The sequence below is a fragment of the Streptomyces chilikensis genome (assembly GCF_001642695.1).
Taxonomy (GTDB): Bacteria; Actinomycetota; Actinomycetes; order Streptomycetales; family Streptomycetaceae; genus Streptomyces; species Streptomyces chilikensis.
The window spans coordinates 3,707,453-3,719,433 of sequence record NZ_LWCC02000005.1; the positions used below are offsets into that span (position 1 = coordinate 3,707,453).

Consider the following 11,981-nt stretch of genomic DNA (forward strand, 5'->3'; position numbering starts at 1 on the left):
GTGGCCCCCGGTCCGCCCGCGGACGGCTCCGGGGCCCCGGCCGTGGTGTCCGCCGGTCCGGTCGCCCCGGGAGCCGGCACGGCCGGCGGCGGCATCGGCCACCGGCACCGTGACCGCGCCGCGGGAGCGGCGGGGAGCGCCTCCGGGGGCAGCGGGCACGCGGACCCCGGCGTTCCGGCGGGGACCTCCTCGGGAGGGGCGGCCGTGCCGCCCCCGGGCGCCCCGGCCGGACAGCCGGTCGACTACCGGCATCCGCGGCGCCGGGAGGCCCCGCCCGCCGGCCCGGCGGAGGCCGCCGCGCCGGTCGCCGGGGACGCCGCCGGATGGTCCATGGAGGAGAGGCTGTACAACCAGGTCTGGGGCATGTTCGAGGACCTCGCCCGGGCCGTCGCCGCCCACCGCGGCGCGGTGGAGTTCGCCGACGGCCGGATGGACCAGGAACTCGACGGGGTGCTCGGCGACTACCGCGCCCGGGCCGACGGAACGGTGGACCGCGCGCGCCGGGAGGCCCGGGCGCGCCGCGAGGAGCTGGTCGCCCGCGCCCAGCAGGTCCTCGACCAGCAGCTCGCGCAGCTGCGGGCCGAGTCGGAGGTCGTCGAACCCGCGCTGCCCCCGGCGTACGCGCGCTGGGAGAGCCCCGTGTGGTCCGCCTACCGGGCCCCCGGGGAACAGCCCCTCGCGGTGCGCCTGGGCGACCTGAGCCTCCCGGAGAGCGGCGCGCTGCGCATCCCCCTGCTGCTGCGCCTGCCGCTGGAACGCGGCCTGTGGATCGACGGCGGCCGGGGCCGCTCCGCCGACAGCCTCCTGGTCACCCCCGAGGAACGGCGCCGCCTCGCCCTGGACATGGCCGTCGCCCTGGCCACCCGGCTGCTGGCCGCCCATCCGCCCGGCGATTTCACCGTGGAGGTGATCGACGCCGCGGGGGCGGGCGCCCGGTCCCTGGCCCCGCTCTCCCGCGGCGGCGTGCTCACCGGGCCCCCGGCCGTCGGCCCCGGCGCCGTCTCCGGCCTGCTGGCCCGCCTGGCCGGCCACGTGGACCTGGTGCAGATGGCCGTGCGCGCCGGAGCCCCGGAGTCGCTGCCGCCCGGCACCGACCTGTCCCAGCGGCTGCTGATCGTCCATGACTTCCCGCACGCCTTCGACGACCGCGCCGTCACCGCGCTGCGCTACCTCGCGGACGAGGGGCCGCGCGCCGGGGTCCACCTGCTGCTGGTGGCCGACCGGGAGGACGCCGCCGGTTTCGGCGCGCTGCTCGACCCGCTCTGGCGTTCGCTGCTGCGGCTGACCCCGGTGCCCGAGGACCACCTCGCCGACCCGTGGGTCTGCCACGCCTGGACGTACGAGCCCTCCCTGCCGCCCCGCGACGGCGGGACCGTGGAAGGGGTGCTGGACCGCGTCGCCGCCGCCCGTCGCCGGTGACCCTCCGTGACCGGTCGCGGACCAAGGAAAGGTAAAGACGCCCTTTACCTTTCCTTGGCGATTGGTGTACCTTCGAGCGGACGGAGGGGAGTACTCCCTGTCTGCTGCGGCGTTCCCGTCAATACGGCTCGGGCCAGAAGTCCCGGACCCGGGGCGCCGGCCCGCGGCTCTGCCGCCGGGTGGAAGAGACCTCCGGTTCCGCTCTGTGACCGGAGGTATTGGTGGAAGTTTCCCTGACCCTGTGGGTCGCCACGGTGGCCGTCCTGGCCGTCCTGATCGGCGCCGACTTCTTCATCGGCCGCAAGCCGCACGACGTGTCGGTCAAGGAGGCCGGCATCTGGTCCGCCGTCTGGATCGGCCTCGCCTGTCTCTTCGGCCTCGGCCTGCTGTTCTTCGCGGGCGGCGCGCCCGCCGGCGAGTTCTTCGCGGGCTTCGTCACCGAGAAGTCGCTGAGCGTCGACAACCTCTTCGTCTTCGTCCTGATCATGGCGAAGTTCGCGGTGCCGTCGCAGTTCCAGCAGCGGGTGCTGCTGATCGGCGTGCTGATCGCCCTGGTGCTGCGGGCCGTGTTCATCGCGGCGGGCGCGGCGATCATCAGCAGCTTCTCGTGGGTGTTCTACATCTTCGGCGCGTTCCTGATCTACACCGCCTGGAAGCTCATCCAGGAGGCCAGGTCCGGGAACGACGAGGAGGAGTTCGAGGAGAACCGTCTCCTCAAGGCGGCCGAGCGCCGCTTCGGCGTCGCCGACCGCTACCACGGCACCAAGCTGTGGATCCGTCAGAACGGCAAGCGGGTGATGACGCCGATGATGGTCGTCATCCTGGCCATCGGCACCACGGACGTGCTGTTCGCGCTGGACTCGATCCCCGCGATCTTCGGCCTGACCCAGGACCCGTACATCGTCTTCACCGCCAACGCCTTCGCCCTGATGGGCCTGCGCCAGCTGTACTTCCTGATCGGCGGACTGCTCGAGAAGCTGGTCCACCTGTCGTACGGGCTGTCGGTGATCCTCGGCTTCATCGGCGTGAAGCTGGTGCTGCACGCGCTGCACGAGTCCGGGGTGCACGTCCCGGAGATATCCATCCCCTTCTCCCTCGGCGTGATCTGCACCGTCCTGGTCGTCACCACGATCACCAGCCTGATGGCCAACCGCAGGAAGGCGAAGGCCGAGGCGCAGGCCGGGGCCGAGGCCTAGACAGCCGGCGCCCGCGTGGTGGTCCCGGCCGACGAGGATCCCGTCGGCCGGGACCGCCGGTTCGCCGTGCACGCACGGTAGTCGATTGAGAGGATCTGCGCATGAAGGACCTGTCTGCCCGGAAGCGGCCCTCGCGGTCGGCATGGGCGGTCGCGGCACCGGCCGTCGCGGCGGTCGTGCTGATCCTCACCTGGGGGCGTTCCGTGCCGCCGGTGGCGGTGGTGCTGATGACCCTGGCCATGGCCGGCGCGGTCCTCGCAGCGGTGCACCACGCCGAGGTGATCGCCCACCGGGTGGGAGAGCCGTTCGGCTCGCTGATACTCGCCGTGGCGGTCACCGTCATCGAGGTGGGGCTGATCGTCATGCTGATGGCGGGAGGAGGCGAGCAGAGCGCCACCCTCGCCCGGGACACCGTCTTCGCCGCCGCGATGATCACCCTCAACGGCATCGTCGGCATCTCCCTGCTGGTCGCCTCGCTGCGGCACCGCACCGCCATCTTCAACTCCGAGGGCACCGGCGCCGCCCTGGCCACGGTGGCCACCCTGGCCACGCTCAGCCTGGTGCTGCCGAACTTCACCTCCAGCGCCCCCGGCCCCGAGTTCAGCGGCGCGCAGCTGGTCTTCGCCGCGGTGGCGGCGCTCGTTCTCTACGGCCTCTACGTCGCCACCCAGACGCGGCGCCACCGCGACTACTTCCTGCCCGTCGCCCGGGAGGGCGGTGTCCTCGCCGAGGAGGACCACGCCGACGTGCCGTCCAACCGGACGGCCATGACCAGCGTGGGCCTGCTCCTCCTCGCCCTGGTCGGCGTGGTCGGTCTGGCCAAGGGCGTCTCGCCCGCCATCGAGAGCGGTGTGGCGGCCGCCGGGATGCCGCACGCGGTCGTCGGCGTGGTCATCGCCCTGACGGTGCTCCTGCCGGAGACCATCGCCGCGGTGCAGGCCGCCCGCCGGGACCGGGTGCAGACCAGCCTCAACCTGGCCATCGGCTCCGCCATGGCCAGCATCGGCCTGACCATCCCGGCCGTCGCGGTGGCGTCGATCTGGCTGAGCGGACCGCTGGTGCTGGGGCTGGCCCCCACCCACATGGTGCTGCTCGCGCTGACCGTCCTGGTCGGCACCCTGACCATCGTCCCGGGCCGGGCCACGCCGCTCCAGGCGGGCCTGCACCTGGCCATCCTCGCCGCCTACCTGGAACTGTCCGTCATCCCCTGAGCGCGCCGTGATAGACCCGTCGGAGCCGATCGCACCAGATCACCGCACCGGAGGTCCTCCCATGCCCCGCACGCTCGCCGAAGCCCCGATCATGATCCTCAACGGGCCCAACCTGAACCTGCTCGGGCAGCGGCAGGTGGACGTGTACGGCACCGGCACCCTCGCCGACGTGGAGGCGATGTGCGCCGGGGCGGCGGCCGCCCACGGCGGGACCGTCGACCTGCGGCAGTCCAACCACGAGGGCGAACTGGTCGACTGGATCCACGAGGCCCGGCTCCGCCACTGCGGCATCGTGATCAACCCCGCCGCCTACTCGCACACCTCGGTGGCCCTGCTGGACGCCCTCAACACCTGCGACGGGCTGCCCGTGGTGGAGGTCCACATCTCCAACATCCACCGCCGCGAGGAGTTCCGGCACCACTCCTACGTCTCGCTGCGCGCGGACGGCGTGATCGCCGGCTGCGGACTCCAGGGATACGTCTTCGCGGTGGAGCGCGTCGCCGCGCTGGCGGGGGAGGGCGTCGCAAGGGCCTGACGCGCGACGCCCGGTGGCCCTCACCAGCCGCGCGCGTGCCACTCCGGGAGGTGCGGGCGCTCGGCGCCCAGGGTGGTGTCGTCGCCGTGGCCCGGATAGACCCAGGTCTCGTCCGGCAGGACGTCGAACAGCTTGGTCTCCACGTCGTGGATCAGGCGGGCGAAGGCCTGCGGGTCCTTCCGCGTGTTGCCCACGCCGCCCGGGAAGAGGCAGTCGCCGGTGAACACGTGCGGGTGCCCGTGCGGGTCGTCGTAGACCAGGGCGATGGAGCCGGGGGTGTGGCCCACCAGGTGGCGGGCGGTGAGCTCGACGCGGCCCACCCTGATCACGTCGCCGTCGTCGACCAGCACGTCGGTCGGGACGGGGATGCCCTCGGCGTCCTCCCGGCCGGCGTGGGTGCGGGCGCCGGTGGCGGCCACCACCTCGGCGAGCGCCTGCCAGTGGTCGGCGTGCCGGTGGGTGGTGACGACCGAGGCGATCGAGTCGTCGCCGATGGAGCCGAGCAGGGCGGGGGCGTCGTTCGCCGCGTCGATCAGCAGCTGCTCGTCCGTGGCCCGGCAGCGCAGCAGGTACGCGTTGTTCGCCATCGGGCCGACCGCGATCTTCGTGATCATCAGGTCCTGCAGCTCGTGCACATCGGCCGGGCCGCCGACCTTCACCGCTCCGGTGTACGTCATGTCCGCAGCCTATAGCGGTCCGGCCCCACGGGTCCGGCCCGCGCGTGCCGCCGGCGCCGCCGGGCCCGGTCCCCCGCGTGCGACCCCGCGCGGCTCCCGCGGCGAGGGGCGGCTTCACACCTTCGGGTGAAGGGGAAGGACGGCGCCCTTAAATCGAATGCGCGTGCTATAAGCTCGGTGGCCCACACCGGGAAGCCCGGAAGCGCCCGAATTGTTTTAAAGGGCGGAAACCGGTGAAGCCACCGGTGTTGTCAGAGGCTCCCCCTACGCTGAGAAGGACGGGGGCCCCGCCCCTGTCATCTCCCCCCAAGAAAGGTGCGGAACGGCGTGGCCGACCGTCTCATCGTCCGTGGCGCGCGCGAGCACAACCTGAAGAACGTCTCGCTCGACCTGCCGCGTGACTCGCTCATCGTCTTCTCGGGTCTGTCGGGTTCGGGCAAGTCGTCCCTCGCCTTCGACACGATCTTCGCCGAGGGCCAGCGCCGCTACGTGGAGTCGCTCTCCTCGTACGCCCGGCAGTTCCTCGGCCAGATGGACAAGCCGGACGTGGACTTCATCGAGGGCCTCTCCCCGGCGGTCTCCATCGACCAGAAGTCGACCTCGCGCAACCCGCGCTCGACGGTCGGCACCATCACCGAGGTGTACGACTACCTCCGCCTGCTGTTCGCGCGGATCGGCAAGCCGCACTGTCCCGAGTGCGGGCGCCCGATCTCCCGCCAGTCGCCGCAGGCCATCGTGGACAGGGTCCTCGAACTGCCGGAGGGCAGCCGGTTCCAGGTGCTCTCCCCGCTGGTGCGCGAGCGCAAGGGGGAGTTCGTCGACCTCTTCGCCGACCTGCAGACCAAGGGCTACAGCCGCGCCCGGGTGGACGGCGCGACGGTCCAGCTCTCCGACCCGCCCCAGCTGAAGAAGCAGGAGAAGCACACCATCGAGGTGGTCGTGGACCGCCTCACGGTGAAGGGCTCCGCCAAGCGCCGCCTCACGGACTCCGTGGAGACCGCGCTCGGCCTCTCCGGCGGCATGGTCGTGCTGGACTTCGTCGACCTCCCGGCCGACGACCCCGAGCGCGAGCGCATGTTCTCGGAGCACCTGTACTGCCCGTACGACGACCTCTCCTTCGAGGAGCTGGAGCCGCGCTCCTTCTCCTTCAACTCGCCCTTCGGCGCCTGCCCCGACTGCTCCGGCATCGGCACGCGCATGGAGGTCGACCCCGAGCTGATCGTCCCGGACCCGGAGAAGACGCTCGAGGAGGGCGCCATCCACCCGTGGTCCGCCGGGCACGCCAAGGAGTACTTCGGCCGCCTCGTCGACGCGCTCGCCGACGCGCTGGGCTTCCGCACCGACATCCCCTTCGCCGGCCTGCCCGCCCGCGCCAGGAAGGCGCTGCTGTACGGCCACAAGACCCAGATCGACGTCCGCTACCGCAACCGGTACGGCCGTGAACGCCGGTACACCACGCCCTTCGAGGGCGCCGTCCCGTTCGTCAAGCGCCGCCACGAGGACGCCGAGACGGACAACAGCCGGGAGCGCTTCGAGGGCTACATGCGCGAGGTGCCCTGCCCCACCTGCGAGGGCACCCGCCTGAAGCCGATCGTCCTGGCGGTCACGGTGCACGGGAAGTCGATCGCCGAGATCTCCTCCCTGTCCATCAGCGAGTGCGCCGACTTCCTGGCCCGGCTCCAGCTGACCGGCCGCGAGAAGAAGATCGCCGAGCGCGTCCTCAAGGAGGTCAACGAGCGGCTCCGCTTCCTGGTCGACGTCGGCCTGGACTACCTCTCGCTCAACCGCGCCGCCGGGACGCTCTCCGGCGGCGAGGCCCAGCGCATCCGCCTGGCCACCCAGATCGGTTCCGGTCTGGTCGGCGTGCTCTACGTGCTCGACGAGCCGTCCATCGGCCTCCACCAGCGGGACAACCACCGCCTGATCGAGACCCTGGTCCGGCTGCGCGACATGGGCAACACCCTGATCGTCGTGGAGCACGACGAGGACACCATGAAGGCGGCCGACTGGATCGTCGACGTCGGCCCCGGCGCCGGCGAGCACGGCGGCTCCGTGGTGCACAGCGGCTCGCTCGAGGAACTGCTGGCCAACGCCAAGTCGGAGACCGGGCTGTACCTCTCCGGGAAGAAGTCCATCCCGGTGCCGGACGCGCGGCGGCCGCTCGACCCGGCGCGGCAGCTGACCGTCCGCGGGGCGCGGGAGAACAACCTCAAGGACGTCGACGTCTCCTTCCCGCTCGGAGTCCTCACCGCCGTCACCGGCGTCTCCGGATCCGGCAAGTCGACGTTGGTCAACGACATCCTCTACACCCACCTGGCGCGCGAGCTGAACGGCGCCCGCCGGGTGCCGGGCCGTCACACCCGGGTCGAGGGCGACGACCTGCTCGACAAGGTCGTGCACGTCGACCAGTCGCCCATCGGCCGCACCCCGCGGTCCAACCCGGCGACCTACACCGGCGTCTTCGACCACATCCGCAAGCTGTTCGCCGAGACCACCGAGGCGAAGGTCCGCGGCTACCTGCCCGGCCGCTTCTCCTTCAACGTCAAGGGCGGCCGTTGCGAGAACTGCTCCGGCGACGGCACCATCAAGATCGAGATGAACTTCCTCCCGGACGTGTACGTCCCGTGCGAGGTGTGCCACGGGGCCCGGTACAACCGGGAGACCCTCGAGGTGCACTACAAGGGGAAGAACATCGCCGAGGTCCTCAACATGCCGATCGAGGAGGCGCTGGACTTCTTCGAGGCGATCCCCGGGATCTCCCGTCACCTGCGCACGCTCAACGAGGTCGGCCTCGGCTACGTCCGCCTCGGCCAGTCGGCGACCACGCTCTCCGGCGGCGAGGCGCAGCGCGTCAAGCTCGCCACCGAGCTGCAGCGCCGGTCCAACGGACGCACCGTGTACGTGCTCGACGAGCCGACCACCGGTCTGCACTTCGAGGACATCAGCAAGCTGCTGAAGGTGCTCTCCGGCCTGGTGGACAAGGGCAACACGGTGATCGTCATCGAGCACAACCTCGATGTGATCAAGACGGCCGACTGGGTCGTCGACATGGGGCCCGAGGGCGGCGCCGGTGGCGGCACGGTGGTCGCCGAGGGCACGCCCGAGGAGGTGGCCGCGGTGCCGGCCAGCCACACCGGCAAGTTCCTCCGGGAGATCCTCGGCGACCGGGTCAGTGACGCCACGCCGGCCGCGAAGCCGCGCAAGCGGGCGGCGTCCCGCAAGGCCTGACGCCCCGCGCCGCGTCCCCCGCCCCCTCCGGGGCGGGGGACGCGGCTCCGTCCGCGAGCGGCCCTCCCCGCGGACCGGCCCGCCTCTCCCTAGAGGTCCAGCTCGGCGGCCGACGGCGGCTGCGCGCCCGGCCGCGTGCAGGTGAGCGCCGCCGCCCGGGCCGCCAGTCCGAGCAGGGACCGCCAGCCGTCCGCGTCGAGGGCGGCGAGCCCCGCCGGCGTCAGCGCGTCCCGGAGCACCAGCCCGTGCAGCAGCGCCGCCGTCACGGTGTCGCCCGCGCCGATGGTGTCGGCCACCACGACCCGCGGCGCGGGCACCGAGACCTCCAGGCCCGCCCGGGTGACCACCGTCAGACCCGCCCCGCCACGGGTGAGGACCACCGCCCCCGGCCCGGCCGCCGCCCACTCCCGCGGCGTGCCGCCCAGCCAGCGGGCGTCCTCCTCGGACAGCTTCAGCAGCGTCACCGAGGGGAGCCAGGACCGGAACCGGTCCCGGTAGGCGCCGGGGGAGGGGATCAGCCCGGCGCGGACGTTCGGGTCCAGCACCGTGAACAGCCCCCGCGCGGCCGAGGCCCGCAGCAACTCCTCGTACGCCGTCGCCCCCGGCTCCAGCACCAGCGAGCAGGTGCCGAAGGAGACCGCCCGGGTCCCCTCCGGCAGCCGCCCCGGCGCCCGGAACAGGCGGTCCGCGGTCCCCTCCACGTAGAACGCGTACGAGGCGGAGCCGTCCTCGTCCAGCCGGGCCAGGGCCAGCGTGGTCGGCTCCGGGCCGCGCTGCACCGGACCGGTGTCCACCCCCGCCTCGCGCAGCCCGTCCAGCAGCGCCTCGCCGTACCCGTCCGAGGAGATCCGCGAGCAGAACGCCGCCTCGGCGCCCAGCCGCCCCAGGGCCACGGCGGTGTTGTACGGCCCCCCGCCGGGCACCGGCCGCAGGGGGGCGAGCGGACCCGGCTCGTGGGGCACCAGGTCGATCAGGGCCTCACCGGCGACGACGATCACGGACGGCTCCTTCAACGCGGGACACGGTAGGGACGGGCCCACGCTCGCACACCACGGGACCCCCGGTATCGTCGGGCCCGTCCCGACTCCACGCCGATCAGGGGAGCTGCGCCATGTCCGGCAGTGACGACCTCCGCCGCCGTACCGTCCTCCGGGGCGCCGCACTGACGCCCGTCGCGGGCCTCGCCCTCGCGGGCTGCGCCGGGGCGGAGGAGAACCGCGACTCCTCCCCCTCCGGGGTGCCCGGGCCCGGCACCGAACTCGGCGCCGAGAGCGACGTCCCGGCGGGCGGCTCCAAGGTGTTCGCCCGGCAGAAGGTCGTGGTCAGCCGGACCGAGGACGGCGCGCTCAAGGCGTGGAGCACCGTCTGCACCCACGCCGGCTGCGCGATGACCAAGCTCGACGGCACCACCATCACCTGCGCCTGCCACGGCAGCCGGTTCGACGTGGAGAACGGTCAGGTGCTCAACCCTCCGGCGACGGTTCCGCTCACCGAGGTACCCGTCGAGGTCGAGAACGGCAAGATCGTCACGAGCAAGGCCACCTGACAGACCCCCCCAGTAGGGTTGGGAGCATGGCCGACCCCTCCAGCTACCGCCCCCGGCCGGGGGAGATCCCGGACACCCCCGGGGTGTACCGCTTCCGCGACGAGCACCGCCGGGTGATCTACGTCGGCAAGGCGAAGAGCCTGCGCCAGCGGCTGGCCAGCTACTTCCAGGACCTCTCCGGCCTCCACCCCCGGACGCGGTCCATGGTGACCACGGCCGCGTCGGTGGAGTGGACGGTGGTCTCCACCGAGGTCGAGGCGCTCCAGCTGGAGTACACCTGGATCAAGGAGTTCGACCCCCGCTTCAACGTCAAGTACCGCGACGACAAGAGCTACCCGTACCTCGCGGTGACGATGAACGAGGAGTTCCCCCGCGTCCAGGTGATGCGCGGACACAAGAAGAAGGGCGTCCGTTACTTCGGCCCCTACGGCCACGCCTGGGCGATCCGCGACACCGTCGACCTGATGCTGCGGGTCTTCCCGGTGCGCACCTGCTCGGCCGGCGTCTTCAGGAACGCGGCCCGCACCGGACGGCCCTGCCTGCTCGGCTACATCGACAAGTGCTCCGCCCCCTGCGTCGGCCGGATCTCCGCCGAGGACCACCAGGACCTCGCCGAGGAGTTCTGCGAGTTCATGGCCGGCCGCACCGGCACGTACCTGCGCCGCCTCGAACAGCAGATGACGGCCGCCGCCGAGGACATGGAGTACGAGCGGGCCGCCCGGCTGCGCGACGACATCGGCGCGCTGCGCAAGGCCATGGAGAAGAACGCGGTGGTGCTCGCCGACGCCACCGACGCCGACCTGGTGGCCGTCGTCGAGGACGAGCTGGAGGCCGCCGTCCAGATCTTCCACGTCCGGGGCGGCCGGATCCGCGGCCAGCGCGGCTGGGCCACCGACAAGGTGGAGGCCGTCACCACCGGCGGCCTCGTCGAACACGCCCTGCAGCAGCTCTACGGCGAGGAGGCGGGGGACGCGGTGCCCCGGGAGGTGCTGGTCACCGCCCTGCCCGAGCCGGTGGAGCCCGTGCAGGACTGGCTGACCGGGCGCCGGGGCGCCCAGGTCTCGCTGCGGGTGCCGCAGCGGGGCGACAAGAAGGCGCTGATGGAGACGGTCACCCAGAACGCCCGCCAGGCGCTGACGTTGCACAAGACCAAGCGCGCCTCCGACCTGACCACCCGCTCCCGGGCCCTGGAGGAGATCGCCGAGGCGCTCGGCCTGGACAGCGCGCCGCTGCGGATCGAGTGCTACGACATCTCCCACCTCCAGGGCGAGGACGTGGTCGCGTCCATGGTCGTCTTCGAGGACGGCCTCCAGCGCAAGAGCGAGTACCGGCGCTTCGAGATCAAGGGCTTCGAGGGGCAGGACGACGTCCGCTCCATGCACGAGGTGATCTTCCGGCGGTTCCGGCGCTACCTGGCGGAGAAGGAACGCACCGGCGAGTGGGCCGACGGCGCGGTCGGCGGCGAGGTGACGGCCTCCGCGGTCGAGGAGGACGGGCGGCCGCGCCGCTTCGCCTACCCGCCGCAGCTGGTGGTGGTCGACGGCGGGCGCCCGCAGGTCGCCGCGGCGCGGCGGGCGCTGGACGAGCTGGGCATCGACGACGTGGCCGTCTGCGGACTGGCCAAGCGGCTGGAGGAGGTCTGGCTCCCCGACGAGGAGGACCCGCTGGTCCTCCCGCGCACCAGCGAGGGCCTGTACCTGCTCCAGCGGGTGCGGGACGAGGCGCACCGGTTCGCCATCACCTATCAGCGCGGCAAGCGGGCCAAGCGGCTGCGGTCCGGGCCGCTGGACGCGGTGGCGGGGCTGGGGGAGACGCGCAAGCAGGCGCTGCTCAAGCACTTCGGCTCGGTGAAGCGGCTGCGGGCGGCGACGGTCGAGCAGATCCAGGAGGTTCCCGGGATAGGCCGGAAGACGGCCGAGACGGTGGCCGCCGCCCTGGCCGCCGCCGCGCCCGCCGGACCGGCCGTCAACACGGCCACCGGTGAGATCCTCGACGACGAGCCGCCCGCGCCCCGGCCGGAGCCCGGCCCGGTCGTACCGCCGGAGCCCCGCCCCGGGACCGGGGCGACCGCGTCGCCGGCGCCGGAGCCCGGACCGGTCGCGCCGGAGGCGGGCCCGGAACCGCCGGAGCGGACCGCGGAGCGCCACCCCGGCGGCACGGCCGACCGCG

At 72.8% G+C, this 11,981-nt stretch carries 8 protein-coding genes and 1 pseudogene; 7 read left to right on the forward strand and 2 right to left on the reverse strand.

Features of this window, described 5'->3' with window-relative positions; all coding sequences use genetic code 11:
* From A2U95_RS16545 to aroQ, 4 genes and pseudogenes are all read left to right on the forward strand, one after another.
* Positions 1-1,419: pseudogene (locus A2U95_RS16545) on the forward strand (TerD family protein); the annotation flags it as partial.
* A gap of 221 nt (positions 1,420-1,640) precedes the next feature.
* Entirely contained in the window at positions 1,641-2,615 is a 975-nt protein-coding gene (locus tag A2U95_RS16550; RefSeq protein WP_166023296.1) for a TerC family protein, read from the forward strand.
* 101 nt (positions 2,616-2,716) lie between these two features.
* Positions 2,717-3,826, forward strand: coding sequence for a calcium:cation antiporter (locus A2U95_RS16555; RefSeq protein WP_166023298.1), 1,110 nt, complete (start codon positions 2,717-2,719; stop codon positions 3,824-3,826).
* A 61-nt stretch (positions 3,827-3,887) separates the two neighbouring features.
* A complete protein-coding gene (aroQ, locus tag A2U95_RS16560) occupies positions 3,888-4,361 on the forward strand; it encodes a type II 3-dehydroquinate dehydratase (protein ID WP_166023300.1) in 474 nt (157 codons plus the stop codon).
* Between the two features lie 20 nt (positions 4,362-4,381).
* On the opposite strand, the gene A2U95_RS16565 is transcribed toward aroQ, so the two are convergent.
* Positions 4,382-5,038 (reverse strand): MBL fold metallo-hydrolase, encoded by a 657-nt coding sequence (locus A2U95_RS16565; protein WP_166023302.1) that lies wholly within the window; start codon positions 5,036-5,038, stop codon positions 4,382-4,384.
* 327 nt (positions 5,039-5,365) lie between these two features.
* Between A2U95_RS16565 and uvrA the strand changes: the two genes are divergently transcribed.
* Positions 5,366-8,266, forward strand: a complete 2,901-nt coding sequence (gene uvrA, locus A2U95_RS16570; RefSeq protein WP_240957346.1) for an excinuclease ABC subunit UvrA — start codon at positions 5,366-5,368, stop codon at positions 8,264-8,266.
* An 89-nt stretch (positions 8,267-8,355) separates the two neighbouring features.
* On the opposite strand, the gene A2U95_RS16575 is transcribed toward uvrA, so the two are convergent.
* Entirely contained in the window at positions 8,356-9,264 is a 909-nt protein-coding gene (locus tag A2U95_RS16575; protein ID WP_166025288.1) for a carbohydrate kinase family protein, read from the reverse strand.
* A gap of 113 nt (positions 9,265-9,377) precedes the next feature.
* Between A2U95_RS16575 and A2U95_RS16580 the strand changes: the two genes are divergently transcribed.
* Together A2U95_RS16580 and uvrC are read left to right on the forward strand one after the other, a co-directional pair.
* A complete protein-coding gene (locus tag A2U95_RS16580) occupies positions 9,378-9,812 on the forward strand; it encodes a Rieske (2Fe-2S) protein (RefSeq protein ID WP_166023305.1) in 435 nt (144 codons plus the stop codon).
* 26 nt (positions 9,813-9,838) lie between these two features.
* Positions 9,839-11,981: excinuclease ABC subunit UvrC (uvrC, locus tag A2U95_RS16585; protein WP_166023307.1), on the forward strand; the 2,143-nt coding region annotated here is incomplete at its 3' end.